The organism is Nitrosomonas ureae (assembly GCF_900108305.1).
In the GTDB taxonomy this organism is placed as follows: domain Bacteria; phylum Pseudomonadota; class Gammaproteobacteria; order Burkholderiales; family Nitrosomonadaceae; genus Nitrosomonas; species Nitrosomonas ureae_B.
In genome coordinates, this window is sequence record NZ_FNUX01000023.1 from 1 (window position 1) to 18,877 (window position 18,877).

General features: G+C 44.0%; 17 protein-coding genes. 5 read left to right on the top strand and 12 right to left on the bottom strand.

Going from position 1 to position 18,877, the window contains the following annotated elements; genetic code table 11:
• Positions 1-145: 145 nt before the first annotated feature.
• The 5 genes from C4S39_RS11555 to sucC all read right to left on the bottom strand — a co-directional run bounded on the left by C4S39_RS11555 (position 146) and on the right by sucC (position 4,748).
• On the bottom strand, positions 146-736 hold the full coding sequence (locus C4S39_RS11555) for a CBS domain-containing protein (protein WP_103967149.1): 591 nt from the start codon (positions 734-736) through the stop codon (positions 146-148).
• Between the two features lie 127 nt (positions 737-863).
• Complete coding sequence (dacB, locus tag C4S39_RS11560; RefSeq protein WP_103967150.1) at positions 864-2,306, bottom strand: D-alanyl-D-alanine carboxypeptidase/D-alanyl-D-alanine endopeptidase; 1,443 nt, start codon at positions 2,304-2,306, stop codon at positions 864-866.
• A gap of 24 nt (positions 2,307-2,330) precedes the next feature.
• The gene (locus C4S39_RS11565; protein ID WP_103967151.1) at positions 2,331-2,639 is read right to left on the bottom strand and encodes a hypothetical protein; all 309 of its coding nucleotides are present in this window, start codon (positions 2,637-2,639) and stop codon (positions 2,331-2,333) included.
• Positions 2,640-2,667: 28 nt separating this feature from the next.
• Positions 2,668-3,543, bottom strand: a complete 876-nt coding sequence (gene sucD / locus C4S39_RS11570) for a succinate--CoA ligase subunit alpha (RefSeq protein ID WP_103967152.1) — start codon at positions 3,541-3,543, stop codon at positions 2,668-2,670.
• 44 nt (positions 3,544-3,587) lie between these two features.
• Positions 3,588-4,748, bottom strand: a complete 1,161-nt coding sequence (gene sucC / locus C4S39_RS11575; RefSeq protein WP_103967189.1) for an ADP-forming succinate--CoA ligase subunit beta — start codon at positions 4,746-4,748, stop codon at positions 3,588-3,590.
• 255 nt (positions 4,749-5,003) lie between these two features.
• On the opposite strand from sucC, the gene C4S39_RS15360 reads away from it, so the two are divergent.
• The 3 genes from C4S39_RS15360 (at position 5,004) to C4S39_RS11590 (ending at position 7,666) form a co-directional block, all read left to right on the top strand.
• Positions 5,004-6,368: a hypothetical protein gene (locus C4S39_RS15360; protein ID WP_181023813.1), complete on the top strand. Its 1,365-nt coding sequence runs from the start codon at positions 5,004-5,006 to the stop codon at positions 6,366-6,368.
• 206 nt (positions 6,369-6,574) lie between these two features.
• Positions 6,575-6,952: a hypothetical protein gene (locus C4S39_RS11585; RefSeq protein ID WP_103967154.1), complete on the top strand. Its 378-nt coding sequence runs from the start codon at positions 6,575-6,577 to the stop codon at positions 6,950-6,952.
• 201 nt (positions 6,953-7,153) lie between these two features.
• Positions 7,154-7,666 (top strand): DUF1993 domain-containing protein, encoded by a 513-nt coding sequence (locus C4S39_RS11590; RefSeq protein WP_103967155.1) that lies wholly within the window; start codon positions 7,154-7,156, stop codon positions 7,664-7,666.
• Positions 7,667-7,852: 186 nt separating this feature from the next.
• On the opposite strand, the gene C4S39_RS11595 is transcribed toward C4S39_RS11590, so the two are convergent.
• On the bottom strand, positions 7,853-8,542 hold the full coding sequence (locus tag C4S39_RS11595; protein WP_103967156.1) for a VIT1/CCC1 transporter family protein: 690 nt from the start codon (positions 8,540-8,542) through the stop codon (positions 7,853-7,855).
• Positions 8,543-8,769: 227 nt separating this feature from the next.
• On the opposite strand from C4S39_RS11595, the gene C4S39_RS11600 reads away from it, so the two are divergent.
• Both C4S39_RS11600 and C4S39_RS11605 read left to right on the top strand, forming a co-directional pair.
• On the top strand, positions 8,770-9,498 hold the full coding sequence (locus C4S39_RS11600; RefSeq protein ID WP_103967157.1) for a hypothetical protein: 729 nt from the start codon (positions 8,770-8,772) through the stop codon (positions 9,496-9,498).
• A 603-nt stretch (positions 9,499-10,101) separates the two neighbouring features.
• Positions 10,102-11,766 (top strand): diguanylate cyclase, encoded by a 1,665-nt coding sequence (locus C4S39_RS11605; RefSeq protein ID WP_103967158.1) that lies wholly within the window; start codon positions 10,102-10,104, stop codon positions 11,764-11,766.
• Positions 11,767-11,813: 47 nt separating this feature from the next.
• Here the strand turns inward: C4S39_RS11605 and C4S39_RS11610 are convergent, their stop codons facing one another.
• The 6 genes from C4S39_RS11610 to C4S39_RS11635 all read right to left on the bottom strand — a co-directional run bounded on the left by C4S39_RS11610 (position 11,814) and on the right by C4S39_RS11635 (position 18,709).
• Complete coding sequence (locus C4S39_RS11610; RefSeq protein WP_258039423.1) at positions 11,814-12,761, bottom strand: alpha-L-glutamate ligase-like protein; 948 nt, start codon at positions 12,759-12,761, stop codon at positions 11,814-11,816.
• 28 nt (positions 12,762-12,789) lie between these two features.
• Complete coding sequence (locus C4S39_RS11615; RefSeq protein WP_103967160.1) at positions 12,790-14,340, bottom strand: inactive transglutaminase family protein; 1,551 nt, start codon at positions 14,338-14,340, stop codon at positions 12,790-12,792.
• Complete coding sequence (locus C4S39_RS11620) at positions 14,340-15,044, bottom strand: ATP-dependent zinc protease family protein (protein ID WP_258039424.1); 705 nt, start codon at positions 15,042-15,044, stop codon at positions 14,340-14,342. Before C4S39_RS11620 ends, C4S39_RS11615 begins: the two co-directional genes overlap by 1 nt.
• 178 nt (positions 15,045-15,222) lie before the next feature.
• Positions 15,223-15,627 (bottom strand): hypothetical protein, encoded by a 405-nt coding sequence (locus tag C4S39_RS11625; RefSeq protein ID WP_103967162.1) that lies wholly within the window; start codon positions 15,625-15,627, stop codon positions 15,223-15,225.
• Between the two features lie 64 nt (positions 15,628-15,691).
• Positions 15,692-17,449 carry a dihydrolipoyl dehydrogenase gene (gene lpdA, locus C4S39_RS11630; RefSeq protein WP_103967163.1) on the bottom strand — a complete coding sequence of 586 codons (1,758 nt, stop codon included), beginning with the start codon at positions 17,447-17,449 and terminating at the stop codon, positions 15,692-15,694.
• Between the two features lie 21 nt (positions 17,450-17,470).
• A complete protein-coding gene (locus C4S39_RS11635) occupies positions 17,471-18,709 on the bottom strand; it encodes a glutamate-5-semialdehyde dehydrogenase (protein WP_374953032.1) in 1,239 nt (412 codons plus the stop codon).
• Between the last annotated feature and the right edge of the window lie 168 nt (positions 18,710-18,877).

The window sequence follows — 18,877 nt, forward strand, 5'->3', positions numbered from 1 at the left end:
CAGCGCCATTTTAACATCTTCGGTCGCTATGATCACTAACATACAGTGCATTTATAACTAATATCAAATGCTTAAGGGTTTTTCAGAATCGACTAATTAAACAAACCAGCACAAACGAAACTGCTGACTGGTTTGTTTGTTTTTTCTAGCTTGCAATCAATGTTGATTCTATTTCCGCAAAACTCCGGGCTACATTGTTCTGTGGAATAACTGTATCGAGCTGTTTCTCAATTTGAGTCCAAGAAAAAATGCCGCATATTCTGGGCACCCCGATAGTGAGATCGTCGATTGCTAACGCATGCAAGCGACCGCTCTCGCGTAAACTTGTGACGATATTGCCTACTCTGGCGTGCATCACTTCCTCCAGTGGGATGGCTTCCAGCATATTTAATGGCGTCATCATGTCCATTACCAGGATTTCGCTGTGCTTTATACCTCTCTCTTGAATAAAACGCATGGGCTTCTCACCTAGAATATCAGTCGCAGTGATAATCCCTGCCAAAGAATTATCATCATTCATAACCAGCAATGTGCGCACACCGCGTTGCATCATGTATGTATTGGCTATTTCCATTGTAATACTAGGTGATATGACGGCTGCTTGCACGGTACGCAAATCGGTCATTACCTCGGAAGCTGGAGAATCATACGTTACCGGATTGGGTAATACGGGGTTGGAAATGTGTACCGTGCCTGTCAGATACTGCACAGCGAGAGACTTATATTCTTTCATCATTTTGTGCGCTCCTCAATCTTGGTTTGAAGGGAATCACCTGATTTCAAGATAGATCATTAATCTTGAGTATGCACTTTACGCCCAAAATAATTTTCAATCAATAGTGCTGATTCCATTAGGGGAATACCTATTTCCGGCGATAGATCCATTGTATCAATCTATCCATGACGGCATGTGATTGTTCGGCCTGATCATGATTAATAAAAAAAACGACAATAACGCGCCGTCCCATTTCGTCAATCAAATACCCTGCCAATGCACGCACGTTATTCAATGCCCCGGTTTTCATATGTGCCAGCCCCTTCACCGGCGTATCGGCAAAACGATTTTTCAGAGTTCCATCCACTGCGGCAATCGGCAATGATGCGATAAACTCCGGCATCACCGAACTATTGAAAGCAGCAAGTAATAATTTTCCCATATGCCTAGCGCTAATCCGTTCTCTGCGCGATAATCCAGAGCCATTCTCGATTACTAATTCTATAAAATTCATTTGCTTGCTGGCTAACCATCGTTTGACCGCTGCATCCGATTTAGCCAAAGTGGCTGGTGAGTTATCAATTGACGAATTTCCGGTGCCCAATGCAAGATACAATTGACGTGCTGCAATATTATTGCTGAATTTATTAATACCGCGGACGATTTCCGCCAACGGCGGTGATTGATGAATTTTGAGCGGGAGCAGGTATTGGGGCGCTTGTCCAAAGATGGCATTACCATTAAAGATGCCGCCTTGCTGTGTCCACAATTGCTTGAACAAATCACCGGTATAACTCGCGCTGTCTTGCAGACTCAATATATACGATTGCTTTCCGCAATATTGGGAGAAACTTCCATTCAGAACAACTGTAAAGTTATTTTCACTCTCTTTATTAGCAATCGCTTCAATTGTCATGGAATTCTGCCATGTACCGCATTTGTCTTGTGTAAGTTTTAAATTATTTTGTACTCGCAAGGATTCTGGAACCGGGTCAATCGCAACACGTACAGAATTTTTCTCAGGTTGTGGAAACAAATGGAAGGTAGATGCGCGGTAATTGATTAACAATGCTTCCGGAGGCACGTTATAGGTACGATAAGGTTGTCCGTCAAACTCACCGGGATCTTCACGAGGAATCTCATAATGTGAATGATCCAGGATAAGATTGCCTTTAATTTCACGCAATCCGGTTTGGCGCAGGCGATGAATCAACAGCCAGAAATTTTCCAGATCCAGCTTGGGGTCACCATAACCTTTGATAATCAAGTCTCCATATAAAACATCATCAGTAATTTTTCCATTGGCATAAAGAATGGTCTGCCAGGTATATGCCGGACCTAATAATTCCAGCCCGGCATACGTGGTCAGCAATTTCATCACCGAAGCCGGATTCATACCGGAATCGGCGTTGATCGTGAGCACTGGCTGGCTTGAGCCAATTTCATGTACATATACGCCAATCGCCGTTTCCGGAATGGCAAGTTGAAGGAGTTTTTGTTTAACTACGAAGGGCAATTCATCAGCGAATAGCGGGGTTGCTAATGCCGTCAGTTCGATTAGAAAGCCAAGACATAAACAGACTCTGGTCATTTTAATGGCTGAGATTCAGAATAATTACCGTTTATCTTTGCACATGGAAAATCCATCATCCCATCCCATTCGATATTGTCCATCCTTGTCATAGCGGTTCAGATCTTTAAAGGCCCAACTTGTTCTTTTGGCGGTTTCGCAGCCATCGATATAACCTTGTTGAGTACTCACCGGATAACCGGTCAAGTTGTATTTGGGTTTTACGCTCTCAGGGATAGGGCCTGCCGGTCTCTCGGGTTTTCTGACAGGGAGCGGTTGCTTGGTGGAGATTCCGCTACAGGCAGAAACAATGAGCATGGTTAGAATAATAAGGAATGATAAACAATAACGCATAGCAGATACCTTCAATAATCCCCCTGGACTACAAAACCGATTTTAATAACTTACCCATCTCAGCCGGATTGCGCGTGATTCTGATGCCGCACGATTCCATCACTTCAAGTTTCTCCTGAGCTGTTCCTTTACCTCCGGAAATAATTGCACCGGCGTGTCCCATGCGCTTACCGGGTGGAGCTGTCACACCAGCAATAAATCCGACCACAGGTTTACGCATATGATCTTTTACCCAGCGCGCGCAATCCTCTTCATCCGTACCGCCGATCTCGCCGACCATCAGCACGGCATCGGTCTCGTCATCGTCATTGAACAGCTGGATTACATCCAAGTGTTTCAAGCCATTTACCGGATCACCACCAATACCGATGCAAGTGGACTGTCCCAAGCCCATCTCCATTAATTGCGCCACTGCTTCATACGTCAATGTACCCGAGCGCGAAACTACCCCAATCCGGCCTTTTTTATGAATATATCCCGGCATAATTCCGATCTTGATCTCGTCCGGCGTAATAATTCCTGGACAATTTGGACCAATCAGCCGGGTTTTCTTACCTTGCATTTTATAGCGGGTACGGATCATATCGCGTACCGGAATACCTTCAGTGATGCAGATCACCAAATCCAGCTCAGCTTCAACGGCTTCGTCAATCGCTGCAGCAGCAAAAGGAGGAGGAACATAAATTACCGAAACATTGGCGCCGGTTTCTTGTTTGGCTTCTTTGACCGATGCATAAACGGGTATGCCTTCGAAATTCTCACCGGGTTTGCGCGGGTTCACGCCTGCAACAAAGCACGCTTTGCCGTTCGCGTAGTCGCGGCACATGCGCGTATGAAACTGACCGGTTTTCCCGGTAATGCCTTGCGTCATCACACGACTGTTACGATTGATCAAAATAGACATAGCAAAGCGCTCCTTATATTGCTGGCATTAATTAACATGCTGGCTTACCCGGCTGCATTAACCGCTTTTTGCGCCGCATCAGCCATATTATTCGCGGAAATGATCTTTAAACCCGAATCTGCCAGAATTTTCTTTCCAAGATTCACATTGGTACCTTCCAGCCGCACCACCAATGGCACCGTAAGCTGAACATCGCGCGCAGCTGCTACAATACCTTGTGCAATTACATCACATTTCATTATGCCACCGAAGATATTAACCAGAATTCCTTGCAGTTTTGGGTTGCGAAGCATTAATTTAAATGCCTCCGTGACTTTCTCTGCCGTCGCTCCACCGCCAACATCGAGAAAGTTAGCAGGATTACCGCCGTACAGTTTGATGATATCCATCGTTGCCATTGCCAAGCCTGCACCATTTACCAGGCAGCCTATATTTCCGTCCAGAGGAATATATGACAGTTCATGTTTTGATGCTTCGATTTCGATGGGATCTTCCTCATCCAGATCACGCAATGCAACGATTTCGGGATGGCGAAACAATGCATTTTCATCAAAATTAATTTTGGCATCGAGCGCCATTACCTGCTGTTCCGCAGTTAATACCAATGGATTGATTTCCAGCAATGATGCATCGGTTTCATCAAATGCCTGATATAAGCCTTGCAGCAAGGTGACAGCGCTTGACAAGCTTTGTTGAGGGATACCAATCTTTTGTACGACTTCTTCAGCCTGTTGTTGACTTAAACCTGTGATGGGATCAATAAGCACTTTATGAATTTTTTCGGGTGTTTCGGCTGCCACCTTTTCAATTTCCATGCCACCTTCCGAACTTGCCATCAAACAAACACGCTGGTGACCGCGATCTACAACCATGCCTATATAGAATTCTTTTTCTATCTGTACGCCTTGTTCGATAAAAAGTCTATGGACAATCTGTCCTTCCGCACCGGTCTGATGAGTTATCAAGCGCATGTTCAAAATTTCGGTAGCGCGCTGCCGTACCTCTTCCAATGACTTAGCCACTTTTACTCCACCGCCTTTACCACGCCCACCAGCATAAATCTGAGCCTTCACTGCCCACACATCGCCACCCAGTTGTTGCGCAGCTTGTACTGCCTCGTCAACACTAAAACAAGCAATACCTCTTGGGGTGATCACATTATATTTGCGTAAAATTTCTTTGGCTTGGTACTCATGGATCTTCATCGGCATGTCCTTATCAGAATGATTTAGAATATCAAGATTCGAAGTATAACTTAATCCGCAATAATGATTCGATTTCAGAATCTGATATAAAATAATACGTGTCAATTCATATTATTTATTATGAGCTTACTGTGCGTGGTGATAATTCTGAAATAGTGAATTTCCAGAATAGAAAATCTAATTATCTATTCAGCATCTATTCAGACTCTCGCTCTTAATATATCAATAAATGTGAAATCAATGGACGAGGGTTATATGAAAAAATTTAAAATGACATGTATGGTGATTGCGCTATGCGGCGTCTTTTCATTAAATCCTGCGGGAGCCGAAGACGGCGGAGGCTTCGATGGAGGTGGGTTTGATGGAGGTGGTTTCGACGGCGGTTATGACGGAGGTGGTTTCGACGGTGGTGGATTTGACGGCGGTTATGACGGAGGGGGAAGTGATGGTGGCTATTACGAAGGAGGGGATTTTGACGGAGGGGGTTACGATAGCTACGATAGTGGCGGTTATGACAATAATTATGATGGTGGAGGGTTTGATTCTGAGGGTTATTATGACCAGAATGGCGGGTTCGAAGAGAGTTATGATCAGGGTGATTTTGGACAAGGCGATGCATTTTCCTCAGATCAACAGGAAAGCGTCGATTTTTCCGATGATATAAACTCAGAGAGTGATTTTGATCAGGCAGGCGAATTTAATCAACCAGATGATTTTGGGGTTAATAATGACTCTGATTCAAATGCCGATGCTGCACAAAGTAGAGAAATTGCGCCCGAATCTTCCCAAGAAAATTTGGCGGTTCCCCCTAATGAATCGAGCGAAACCGGAGTATCCGTTCAAAACGATGGCGCTACTCAAGCCGATTCAGCTGTTCAGAACGCAAATGGTGAAATTAATCCTGAGGCTAAGCAAACTTCATCAGATCAGGAGGATTTAGCCGCACCAGATACTCCATCCAATGGGGTAAATTCATCGATTCAAGATAGTGCTGCTTCACCAGATGCCGAGGCCCAAGATAATCCAATCACTGAGAATAATGATTCAACCGGAACAGACCAATCGACTCAAGTCGATGGAACAAACCAAGATGGATCGAATACTCAAAATGTGAATGTTCAAAACAACGTGCAGACGGATCAAAATAATGCCAACAATAGCAATTCTGACCACCATCATGATCACCACCACGGACATCACCACCATCTGGATGGATTTGGTTTAGGATTTGGCCTGGGACTAGGACTAGGCTGGGGATTTGGTCCAAGTTGGGGTTGGGGCTGGGGACCTGGTTGGGGATTTGGTTATGCTGGTTTCGCACCTTTTAATAGCTTTGGTTTTTACAGCAATTGGAGAGGCGGTGGTTTCTATAATAACTACGCGTTTGGGCCATATCGGCGATTTGAAAGCTATTATCCATTAGGGGGTTATCCGGCAGGTGTTATTACCGCACCTATGGTGCAAAGACCAACGTATATTCAACAAAATCCTGCGCCTCGGCCAGCTGCTGTGCAAAGAAATAATTATTGGTATTATTGCCGTAATCCGGAAGGATATTATCCATATGTCAAGCAATGCTCTGGAGAATGGATAAAAGTGCCTCCCCAACCAGCATCCTGAAAATAAATATGAAACTTAATAAAATCATTTTTTTGGAAAAAAGCTAGTTAATAAATTATTTTAACAATAAAGGCTTTAGATCAAGATAGGCTATGAAAGAGATTGCTCGACGGTAAGCCAGTATGGCGGTGGAAGATTTAACTTGGATCTTAGCCTGATGTTTAAATTAATGCTTTGGTAGTTAAAAGAATAAAGACGAGATAAATATGAGAGAAGAACAAAAAGACGCAGGAGTTACAGCGGATGAATCACACAGTGTACGATTACGGGCTGTTATAAGCTGGGTTGTTGTAATTATCTTGATCTGTTTTGGAGCATTCATGCTGTACAAATTGACCAATTTTCATAATACGCCAGGTGACTACTGGAGAATCATGGTTAAAGAGCAATTTCCGGTTTTAGTGGGGCTGCCAATGGCTGGCCTCGGATCACTTTTCGTTACTCTTATTTTGCGCATATCGACAGGGCCAATAGAATTCGAAATCGGTGGTCTCAAATTCAAGGGTGGCGCGGCTCCAATTGTATTCTGGATTATCTGTTTTATGGTTATTGTTTTGTCTATTAATTTGCTTTGGCAAAATTAATCAGATTCAGAAGATTGACGCAGCTAAATGGGAAGATGATAGGCTTTGTAAGTAGTGGTCTTCGATTGGATGATTAAACTGTGCTAATGAGCTTAGTTAACTATATCTCGAGAGTGGCTCGTGCTAATCTGCATTTATCCATAAGGTACTCCATTTCAATATTCAAAAATAAACGTATCAATTAATTAACCGGGAAAACTTATGACTATTCCTTATATGTACAAAACATCCATACCCATTTTCAAACAACTATTAAACAGTTTGAGTGCCATTCTCACCAAAGCTGAAACTTATGCAACCGAGAAAAAGTTTGAACCGATAGTATTGCTGAATGCTCGGTTATATCCTGATATGTTTTCCTTGCTGCGTCAGGTGCAAGTTGCCACCGACTTTGCCAAGAGCGTATCAGCGCGGCTGGCAGGGGTTGAAGTACCAGTATATGAAGATAACGAACAGACTTTTTCTGACTTACAAGGCCGAATTAATAAGACTCTGACGTTTATTGAAAGTCTCGTGCCGACCCAGTTCGAAGGCAGCGAAACGCGTGAAATCGTGTTGCGCCCGGGCACACCAAAAGAGAAAAAGCTATCCGGACACAACTATTTAAATAACTATGGCTTACCGCAATTTTTCTTTCATGTAACTACCGCCTATGCGATTTTGCGGCACAATGGACTGGCAGTGGGCAAAGGCGATTTTATGGGCAGCTTCTAGGTTTTGTTGTAATGAGTTATCGTTATTGATCGATAAAATACCAATTTTTTGATGAAATCTATCACCGCGAATCACGCCGCAGAATTGATCGTGGCACTCCTTAAAGCTAATTCATGACGCAAGCTGCTTTGGTGATGTCAGTCAATCGATAGTCAGTGGATTCCTGTTGGATGCGTGGTTTATGAATCATACAGCTACACCCAATAATCTACCGACTGCTGCAGTCAGGCCCATTGCGAGCGCCCCCCAGAATGTAACTCTGATCGCACCAACAAACATTGCTGCACCTCCTGCGCGTGCGGCAAGACTGCCCAAGATTGCCAGAAATGCAAGTGATGATACTGCAACGATGGGAATAAGGTAGGTTCCTGGCATATTCCATGCCACCAACAATGGCAGAGCAGCACCCATAGTAAATGCGCCCGCCGAGAACAATGCCGCTTGAATGGGGCGGGCTCTGGCATGTTCCGCCAGACCTAATTCATCTCTTGCATGCGCACCCAATGCATCATGTGCCATTAACTGCCTTGCTACCCGCAAGGCTAAATCTGATTCCAACCCTCTTGCCTCATAAATATTGGCAAGTTCATTCAACTCAAATTCAAAGTCATTTTTTAAAGAATCTTTTTCAAGCTCAAGATCTGCTTGTTCTGTATCCGATTGAGAGCTGACCGATACATATTCACCGGCAGCCATGGACATGGCGCCTGCAACCAAGCCGGCAATGCCGGCAATAAGAATATCCGCATGCGCTGCCTGAGCTGATGCCACACCGATAATCAGGCTTGCTGTTGAAACGATACCATCATTGGCGCCGAGAACAGCGGCACGTAACCATCCCGTGCGGTGCGATCGATGTATCTCATAGCGGCTCATATATTCTCCGAGGTGTTTTTTAGGTATTTTTAAACAAACTGTTTTAATTTTTATCGTGGATTTATCAATCTATTCAGTTTTCATTTATCTTTATTGGCATAAATTAGCATCGATAGGAATAGACTTGTATCAACTATTTGTATGGAAAAGCGCATTGGAAGCTTGTTTATAGGTATATTCGATTTGTGCAATGGAAACTCGGCCCAAACCACGAGAACGTAACAATCATGATTAAATTACTCAAGTATCTCGGTATCAATGTAATGTTTTTATTACCTATGTTGATTTATGCTCCTGGATGGACTGCTGCCGGGCCGCTCCTGCATACTACGGAAGGTTACGCCTCCGGTCAATTAAGTAGAATAAGCCGTGATAATAATGTAACCAGAGCTTATGTCGGGGAAATTTCGCTCGGACATGAAAGTATGACTTTTATTAGTCTTGGAAATCAACCTCCGAACCTGGTTTCCAATCCATGGCAGTTTTGTTTTGAAAAGGATCGGTACGATGAGCTCGAGAATCTCATTGGTAATGATGTCGTGCTGGAGTTTAAAACACCTAAAAATAATTCGCTGTTATCTTGCGCCTCTGTAAGCGAATTGGTGGAGGTCTACCCGATCATTAAGGATCAACCACTGGAACAAAAACATTTCATTGGTAACATTTATACTATGGACCGGGAGATTTCCCATGGTGTCGAGTTCGGAAGAATAACAAATTTGATTAAAAACAAGGGCACCAATAGAAGCTACTTCATGACGATACAAGTGGGCACCGGCGGGAGTAAATTCCGCCATTTCGTCATCGATGATCATGACTTATATGATTTTGCAATTACAGCCTTAAAAAATGCCGCCATCGTTAAAGTACACTATAGCGATCGGCTTGCTTTTTTCACTAGTTTTTATGGATTTGGATTCAGATCGGTCGTTTCGGAAATCGAGGCTGTTGATTAGATTTCAAGTAATAAAGTGATTCTTACGACCGTGCGATCGAAGCGGATAATTCTTAATATGGTTTTAATATTAAAAGATAATTGCGGATTCCATCTGTTGGCAAAGTAAACCGGATCAATCTGAGTGACTCGCGAAACTACTTTGGATACGGCAAAAGCAAGGGTATTGTTGGCGATTTATCAATTGCAGCACATTCTCCGGAAAAATTTCAGGTAAGCACATAACACCTTGTTCTTTATTAGAAGATATATCTGAATTGCTACAAGTATAAGCGTATGAATGGTATTTACAACATAGCTTGATTAAGGCATCAGCTCCCGGAATGTGGTAATTTTGTCTTCTAATAACAACAACTTCCATGTAATTTTATTTATTGAGCTGGTAATCTTGTATATGATGATGAGAAAGTTTGGAACTAATTTAATTTAGTAATTGATTTTTATATGTTAGATTTGAATATTAAATTTTCTTGCTTAAGATGAATTAAGTAAATGTGGAGGAGTGAATCTAAGCGACTTTATCTTGACAACAACAGGCGGGGCTGAGAAATTCCATTCGCAGTAATTGATAGCTGAAATCTCATATCATTAGGTAGATAAAACTATGAACACAACAGAACACAGAGAATTCCGGGAAAGGATGCGCTTGTTATTGGCATTATTTGCACACGAGCTTCCAGATAGAATGGATGAAATTGAAGTCCTCTGGGATAAGTTACAAATCGAATGGGATATCAAAGTGCTTCAAGAGCTGCATCGTTCTGTGCATAATCTAGTCAGTAACGGCAAAACATTTGGCTATCCCGAACTGAGTATAGAGGCGAGAGCATTGGAGCAAGTTCTCAAGAGTCTGATGCAGAAAGATATACCAGCCGATGCTTTGCAATCCTCACGAATTTTGCAGCAGATTCTTGAATTGAAAAAAATTGCGACTGAAAAGGAATCCATATTAACCATTGAAGTTATTTCAAAGGCTACGGATGAACATGTGCTTGTTCCGGAAATTCCTGCATCTAATCTGATTTTTGTGGTGGAAGATGATGTCGAGGCAGCGCAAGAGCTTGCTTTGCAGTTACGTTATTATGGTTATGAAGTAGAAGTTTACAATCATCTCGATAAGTTCCGTGCCGCTGTTGAACAAAGCCCTCATGCGATTATCCTGATGGATATTGAGTTTCCCGAGAATGAAATGGGCGGGATTCAAATCATGGAGCAAATTCAGAAAGGGCGCACTCAACCCGTTCGAGTGATATTTATTTCAGCTCATGATGATATGGCGTATCGGCTAGGCGCAGTACGCGCCGGCAGTGTCGCCTATTTTACAAAACCCATTAACTCCAATGAATTAATTGATCAGCTGGATTTAATCACCGCATCGCAAATTCAGGAACCGTTTCGTATATTAATTGTGGATGATAGTCCAACGCTGCTTGCTTACCATGCGGCCATACTGGAGCAAGCTGAAATGCATGTAAAAACGGTATCCGAGCCAATGCAGTTATTGGAGAAACTGAATGATTTTAATCCGGATATTATTTTGATGGATTTGTATATGCCAGGATGCAATGGCTTGGAATTGGCAAGAATTATCCGGCAGATAGATGGTTTTCTGAGTACGCCTATCGTCTATCTTTCTTCTGAAAACGATTTCAATACGCAACCGGAAGCTATGAGCCTGAGCGGGGATGACTTTTTGGTTAAGCCCATCGATCCGGCATATTTGATTGCAGCCGTAACAACTCGCGTAACACGATCGCGGTTTTTACGGTCTTTAATGATCCATGACGGGTTGACCGGCTTATTGAACCATACCGCTATTAAGGAAGAGCTGGCACGTGAAGTGATACGCTCCGGTCGACTGAAATCTTCGTTATCGTTTGCGATGGTGGATATTGATTTCTTCAAGAAAGTCAATGACACGTATGGGCATGCAGCGGGAGATCGCGTAATCAAAAGCTTAGCGCGATTGCTGAAGCAACGCTTGCGGGAAACGGATATTGTCGGACGTTACGGCGGCGAAGAATTTGCAATTATTATGAATGATACTGATGCGACTTCGGCAGCAAAAGTAATTGACGAGATACGTAATGTTTTTTCACGGCTATTGCATTTGAGCCATGATGAAGAATTCTCGGTAAATTTTAGTTGCGGCATAGCGGATCTTGCGCATTTTCCCGATGCGGCAAGCTTGAGTGAAGCAGCCGATGCTGCGCTTTATCAAGCAAAACAAAGAGGACGGAACAAAGTGGTTGTTAATAAAAACGATTAGGATGCACACTTGTTAAGTTTGATTTTGCACGATAGTTCTTTTTTAGATCAAAGGTCATCGCTGCGTGTACGTAGCTGACGAGGTGGTTGAACATCTGCATCGACGGTGAAGTGAGTTTTGCTGAAAGCAGCGCGTAATTGTGGATCGGGATCAATGGTTTTAAGCGCCTCGATTACGGCAACACGTGGCGCCAGACCGGCGAAATTGGCCACTTGGATAGCCAGTCCGGGGCGCGCGTTGAGTTCAATAATCATGGGACCTTGATCTCTATCCAGCACCAGATCAGCGCCCAAATACCCCAAGCCGGTCATTTCATAACAAGCAGCGGCAAGCTGCAGTAGTTTATCCCAATGGGGAACAGTTAATTCTGAAAATGTCTTGCGTGTATCCGGGTGGTGCAAAATGGTATTGCCGTACTGCACCGCATGCAGCGCTTTGCCTGAATTTATATCGATCCCGACGCCTACTGCGCCTTGATGCAAATTGGCCTTACCATCCGAGACATGTGTCGTCAGCCGTAGCATTGCCATAATGGGGTAACCTCGAAATACAATAATACGAATATCCGGAATGCCCTCGTAACTATAGTCGGAAAAAACCGGATCCAGCTGTATCAATGATTCAATCATGACGGTATCGGGTTTGCCACCCAGGCTATGTAAGCCGCTCAGAATATTTGATACATGTCTTTCAATATCCACTAGCTGAATCGAATCACCACTGGGTTTAAAATAGAGATTATGATCATGCTCGGTAATGACCAGAATGCCTTTCCCACCGCTTCCTTTAACGGGTTTGATAACAAACTGATCATGTGGGCGCAGTAATTCTTTTAGTAATTTGACATCATGCTGATATTGAACAGTACCGAGTAGTTTTGGCACTGTAATGCCGGCTTTCTGCGCTAACAGCTTGGTTTTGAGCTTATCGTCAACGAGCGGATATAAATGGCGAGGGTTATAGCGGGAAATCAAACCGAAGTTTCTTTGATTCATCCCGATAATGCCCAAACTTCTGAGTTTTCTAGCGCTTGCCAGAAACATCGCGTCTTTCCAATGAATGAAAGCGATACAACTCGGTTAAACGATAACCGGTATATTGTCCCAGAACCAGAATGAGAGCCAAATTAACCAGCATCAATTCGGGAAAATTAAAAGACAGATATTCAACGGTCCGATTGGTCATGAATAAATAGGCAATTACCGCTGTCAACATGCTTCCGCCTCCCTGAATAAATACTTCCCGGGGACCATCTTCCTCCCATAATACCGACATACGTTCAATGGTCCATGACAAAATGATCATCGGGAAGAAAGTGACCGTCATAGCCTGATCAAGTCCGATTTTGTTGCTAATAATGCTGATACTGGCGATGATTGCGATCACTACGATGATTACAGCTGAAATGCGCGCAACAAACAGAAGATTTAAGCGCGATAAATATGATCTTATCAGCAATCCAATTCCGACCACTGTCAGAAAAATGATGATTCCGGTCAGCAAGGTTGTTTGTATCAAAGCTAATGCAATCAGGATAGGCATAAAGGTGCCGGAAGTTCTTATGCCGATCAGTAACCGCATGATAACGACGATTAAAGCGCCAATGGGTAATAACAAAATCATTTTGAACGCATTCTGCTGTTCAATGGGCAGGCTGTAGATGGAAAAATCCACCAGGCCGGCTTGCTTGTTCATGCCATCTCTAACCACCAGATTGCGGGTTGAATGAACATTCTTGATAATTGCGAAAGATATTTGTGAATTCTTGCCGCCTACTACATCGAGCAAAGATTGATCGCCTCGTTGCCAGATCAGAAAATTTTCCGGTTTTCCGTGTACGCCGGAATTCTGATTAAACAAGAGCCATTGCCCGCCAATATAAACTTCCACGAAGTTGATCAGTGATTGCCTGCGCCGGCCATCTTCCAGGTATAACCCGCGAACGATGCGCGCACTGATTCCTTCCATTGCCAAGAGATTGATAATCAAGTGCGTCTTATAATCTTCACCGGATTTTTCATTAAGTAGCAGACTCTGATTCTGGCTGGGTGTTTTGGAGTTTAATGTAGTGATCAACTCACGAGTGAAAATTTCAGTATTGGCAGATCTGCCATATACTTGTTCCAACAAAGTGATTGCCGCTGTTTTGATTACTTCATCAAATTCAGGCTTTTCAGGTTCTGATGGAAGGTCGTCTGTTATCTGAGCTGGAATAATTTGCTCAGTTTCATACAGACTGAGCCGGTAATAAGCTGTTTGCGGGCCGCTTGCGGTTCTTTTGCTCCACTCGGCACGACGCCCGGTAGGTGAAATACTTTCACTAAACCCGTAATCAGGAGAAGCAAAATCTTCTTTCATGAAAACAATATCCGGGGTCTGCGGAGGTAATGCAAAAGATACGACTATAGGATCGCCGCGCGCGACAAAATCTATCCGCGCCTCAATAGTCCAGACTGATTTCTTGTCATCTGGCAATAAGGGAAATCCTAAGGCAAAGTGCTTGTACAAAATCAGACCAATTCCAAATCCCATGATCAGGATAACCAGAATATAGAGTCTTAGTCTTGCATGCATTATTTGATCTCGCTCGTTGTATCCGGATTTTCGGTTTTGGGAGTTGCAACATTTTTCTTGCTGACATCGACAATAGCCAGATCCTGTAGTAAATTGCGTCCGATCAGTACTTGATGTTTGAAGCGGCTGCGATCTTCCAGCGTGAAATTGATCTGCTCATCGATATCGGCAAGCATTACACGAATTCTGACTACCGGACGGCGGTGCGATTCCCTGCTACCGCGCCCTTTAATACGCACGTGCCGTCGCAGTCGCCGGGTCAATTCCAGTTTATCTCCAGTTAATGGATGAATTAAACTGAATTTTACAAAAGGTTTCCCGTCCCTCTCAAACTCGATAATATCAAGCGCATTCAAGGATGAAGTCTGTGCCCCGGTGTCGATTCTCGCACTGAATTCCATACCAGGGGGATCAAGAAAAGCATTCTCTATGCCGCCCAATAATGTTTTAGTTTCAGCGATATTCGATGGTTCTTTTACGGTTTCTGCATCAAGGTCTGAATCGCAAGAGCAAGTTTTTTCCGCTGAATTCTTCATTGTATCGGGAAGATCATTGGAATCGTCCTTTTCTAACAATTTTTTTTGTTCGATCATCTCGGCAAACAGGGTAACTAGCTCTGATTCTCTAGCACTAACCATAGCTTCACGCTCTGTCAGCTGATTTTCATGCGTGTTGCAGGCTAATAAAACGAAAACTGCAAGCATTAACAGTAAATAACGGCAATAAGTTTTTGCGTAAGACCGGTGAACAATTCTCATAACTTTCTTATTTTTAATTATTTAAACAGAGACATTGCCGTTGCACGAATAATATCAGTTAATCTATTCATTTATTGGATTTATGTTGCGATGTTTGATAGCCATGCATGACAAACAATCAATGTTAGGGATTGCTTAACTGGATGGATAGTGTCTGATTTTTATAAGTACAAGCGTATCGATGAATTTCCAGACAATGCGATGTGACATTGAATTGATAAGTACCGGGGGGGTCGTTTTTGGTATCAAATTTGAATTCAAAATGACCTTTCTGATCACTGGGATAGGATTGATCCACTACTATCGATCCATCAGTATGGATCAGTTTGAAATTAAGTAAAACATCGGGTGCAGGCTGTGCATTGTATTCTACCCATCCTTTTAGAATCATGGTGTCGCCAATAGTGTAGTGTGTTTTAGGGTCGATCAAGACAGGTTGTGAAATATGTGTTGCAAACGAATTTTTTATTCCACTGCATAGAATGAGCAGGATGATGAATGAAATGAGATAAATTTTTTTAGCGGCCATTATAGAAATCAAAGTAATTATAAAGATTGTTCTGTCAACATAACCTATTGTTTTATTTATCAGGCTATTTCTTAGGTATAAAAAGATCAGTGATGGTTCCTTCCGCTATTTCAGCAGCAAATAAAACCGTTTCTGAAAGCGTGGGATGTGGATGTATTGTCAAGCCAATATCTTGCATGTCAGCACCCATTTCCAATGCCAGTACGGTTTCAGTAATCAGCTCACCGGCATTGACGCCTGTAATACCGGCACCGAGGATGCGGCGCGTATTTTTATCCAAGAGCAATTGTGTCAATCCTTCTTCACGGGCGATCGAGATTGCTCTGCCACTGGCAGCCCAAGGGAAACTGGCTTTCTCGTAATCAATGCCCTGTTGAATGGCCTCTTTCTCGGTCAAGCCCATCCACGCAATTTCGGGGTCAGTATACGCCACTGAAGGAATGGTACGGGCATCAAAAATAACCTTGTGCCCAGCGATTATCTCGGCTGCCAGTTTGCCTTCATATGTCGCTTTATGAGCTAGCATCGGTTCGCCGGCAATATCTCCGATTGCCAGGATATGCGGAAGATTGGTACGCATTTGTTGATCCACGGAAATGAAACCGCGTTCATTGATTTTGATGCCAATTTTCTCGGCATCGATCTCCCGTCCGTTAGGGCGGCGCCCGACCGCCATCAGAATGCGATCATAAATTTGAGGCTCCGGAGCATTTTTACCCTCAAAAGTTACGGTCAGTCCGGCTTTCCCAGTTTTAATCCGGGTTACCTTGGTTTCAAGGTAAATTGCTTCGTAGCGTTTCTTGATGCGGCGGTGTAATGGTTTCATCAGATCGGCATCGGCGCCCGGAATCAATTGATTCATCCATTCCACTACACTGATTCTGCTTCCCAACGCGTCATAGACTGTCGCCATTTCCAGGCCGATAATGCCACCACCGATAATCAGCATGCGTTGAGGTATATCGGTCAGCCGGAGAGCATCGGTGGAATCGATCAAGCGTGGATCATCATAAGGAAAACCTGGAATACGGGTTACGCTGGAACCTGCCGCAATAATGCAGTTGTCAAATGATACCGTTTTTACACCTTCACTGGTTTCAACCTGTATCAGGTGCGGTGTGGCAAATTTTCCGGTACCGTGCACGATTGTAACCTTGCGTTGCTTAGCCAGCGCTTTCAGGCCTTTGGTCAGCTTATCGATCACTGATTCCTTCCAGGTGCGCAGCTTGTCAATATCGACTTGAGGTTTACCAAATACGATTCCCTGTGCCTGCGCTTCTTCCGCTTCAGTAATGATTCTGGCGGTATGCAGCAGAGCTTTGGATGGAATGCAGCCAACATTTAAGCATACCCCGCCGAGCGCGGCATGACGTTCGATCAAAACCACTTTTTTCCCTAAATCAGCTGCGCGGAAAGCAGCGGTATACCCTCCAGGACCAGCACCCAGTACCACCACTTCAGCATGGATATCGCTTTGTGACCCGGGGTGGGTTGATGTTGTTGCGGGGACTAGGGGCGTAGCCGGAATTTCCTGGTTGACTTCGGTTTCTTCTTTTTGATTCTTTGTATCTTCGGGCTGTTCGTTTGCCGCCAAAGTGAGAATAACCGAACCTTTGGATATTTTATCGCCAACTTTGACTTTGATTTCTTGAATCACCCCGGCGTGAGGCGAAGGCACTTCCATTGAAGCCTTATCAGTTTCCAGCGTAATGAGAGAGGTTTCTTTCTCAACGGATGCGCCAGGCGCAACAAGCACTTCAATAACCGGAACATCTTTAAAGTCACCGATATCAGGAACTTTTATTTCAACGATTTGTGCCATAACACCCTTTTATTGACGAATTTATTGCCTTATCTGGCCGTTACCCAGCACGATAAATTTCTGGCTGGTCAATCCTTCCAGGCCGACCGGGCCGCGCGCATGAATTTTGTCGGTAGAAATGCCAATTTCTGCACCCAGCCCGTATTCAAATCCGTCCGCGAAACGCGGAGTAGTGTTGACCATCACCGAGCTGGAATCGACTTCGCGCAGAAAGCGGCGCGCACGAGTATAATTCTCGGTAATAATTGCATCGGTATGCTGCGAGCCATATTTCGTAATGTGATCAATCGCTTGATCCAATCCCGCTACAATGCGTATGCTTAATATTGGTGCCAGGTATTCTTCATACCAGTCCTGCTCAGTCGCCGCTCTCATTAGTGGAATAATGTCGCATGCTGTTTCATCGCCGCGTAGCTCAACACCTTTATCAATATAAATTTTTCCCAGCACGGGCAATATTCTCGGTGCAATCTCCGCGTGGATCAATAGCGTTTCCATCGTGTTGCAGGTGCCGTAGCGTTGAGTTTTTGCGTTATCCGCTATGCACACCGCCTTATCAAAGTCCGCTTCATCGTCAATGTAGACGTGACAAACACCATCCAGATGCTTAATCACCGGGACGCGCGCTTCTTTTGTAATGCGCTCGATCAAGCCTTTGCCGCCACGTGGTACTATCACGTCAACAAAATCTTTCATGACGATCAGCTCGCCAACAGCCGCGCGATCGATGGTTTCAATCACTTGTACTGCTGTTTCCGGCAATTCGGCTGAGCGCAATCCTTCTTTTACGCACGTGGCAATTGCCTGATTACTATTAATGGCTTCCGAGCCGCCACGCAAAATTGCCGCATTACCCGCTTTCAAGCACAAACCTGCAGCGTCAGCCGTCACATTCGGGCGCGCTTCATAAATAATGCCGATTACTCCCAGAGGCACGCGCATTTTCCCCACCTGAATGCCGGATGGACGGTAATTCAATCCACTGATTTCGCCCACCGGATCAGCCAACGCAGCAATCTGCATCAAACCTTCCGCCATCGTTGCCACGCCTTTGGCCGACAAAGCCAAGCGGTCGATCATTGAAGCTTCGAGGCCTTTCGCGCGCGCGCTTTCCAGATCTTTGGCATTGGCTGTTAACAATAATGATTCATCACGCCGGATGGCATTGGCCATGGCAATTAATGCTTGATTTTTAGTTGCAGTATCGGCCTTTGCAATCAAACGAGAGGCTATGCGCGCCTCCTGACCGACGAAATACATATAATTTTTGATGTCTGTGGTATTCATGGATTAAGTTTTAATCGAATTCGGAATCTGTAAATAGCTTGGAATTATAGTACAAGATAAGGGTTCTATTATAAGCCGCCACGGACGCAGTCGGTTGCAAAACTATTTTTTATTCAGTCATCACACACAAAATGTGTGAGA

Coding starts and splice junctions, on each gene's coding strand:
- C4S39_RS11600 (WP_103967157.1), top strand. CDS start 8,770: ATGATTAAATTACTCAAGTATCTCGGTATCAATGTAATGTTTTTATTA.
- sucC (WP_103967189.1), bottom strand. CDS start 4,748: ATGAAGATCCATGAGTACCAAGCCAAAGAAATTTTACGCAAATATAAT.
- lpdA (WP_103967163.1), bottom strand. CDS start 17,449: ATGGCACAAATCGTTGAAATAAAAGTTCCTGATATCGGTGACTTTAAA.
- C4S39_RS11565 (WP_103967151.1), bottom strand. CDS start 2,639: ATGCGTTATTGTTTATCATTCCTTATTATTCTAACCATGCTCATTGTT.
- C4S39_RS15360 (WP_181023813.1), top strand. CDS start 5,004: ATGAAAAAATTTAAAATGACATGTATGGTGATTGCGCTATGCGGCGTC.
- C4S39_RS11615 (WP_103967160.1), bottom strand. CDS start 14,340: ATGCATGCAAGACTAAGACTCTATATTCTGGTTATCCTGATCATGGGA.
- sucD (WP_103967152.1), bottom strand. CDS start 3,543: ATGTCTATTTTGATCAATCGTAACAGTCGTGTGATGACGCAAGGCATT.
- C4S39_RS11620 (WP_258039424.1), bottom strand. CDS start 15,044: ATGCTTGCAGTTTTCGTTTTATTAGCCTGCAACACGCATGAAAATCAG.
- C4S39_RS11595 (WP_103967156.1), bottom strand. CDS start 8,542: ATGAGCCGCTATGAGATACATCGATCGCACCGCACGGGATGGTTACGT.
- dacB (WP_103967150.1), bottom strand. CDS start 2,306: ATGACCAGAGTCTGTTTATGTCTTGGCTTTCTAATCGAACTGACGGCA.
- C4S39_RS11625 (WP_103967162.1), bottom strand. CDS start 15,627: ATGGCCGCTAAAAAAATTTATCTCATTTCATTCATCATCCTGCTCATT.
- C4S39_RS11610 (WP_258039423.1), bottom strand. CDS start 12,761: ATGAATCAAAGAAACTTCGGTTTGATTTCCCGCTATAACCCTCGCCAT.
- C4S39_RS11590 (WP_103967155.1), top strand. CDS start 7,154: ATGACTATTCCTTATATGTACAAAACATCCATACCCATTTTCAAACAA.
- C4S39_RS11585 (WP_103967154.1), top strand. CDS start 6,575: ATGAGAGAAGAACAAAAAGACGCAGGAGTTACAGCGGATGAATCACAC.
- C4S39_RS11635 (WP_374953032.1), bottom strand. CDS start 18,709: ATGTATTTCGTCGGTCAGGAGGCGCGCATAGCCTCTCGTTTGATTGCA.
- C4S39_RS11555 (WP_103967149.1), bottom strand. CDS start 736: ATGATGAAAGAATATAAGTCTCTCGCTGTGCAGTATCTGACAGGCACG.
- C4S39_RS11605 (WP_103967158.1), top strand. CDS start 10,102: ATGAACACAACAGAACACAGAGAATTCCGGGAAAGGATGCGCTTGTTA.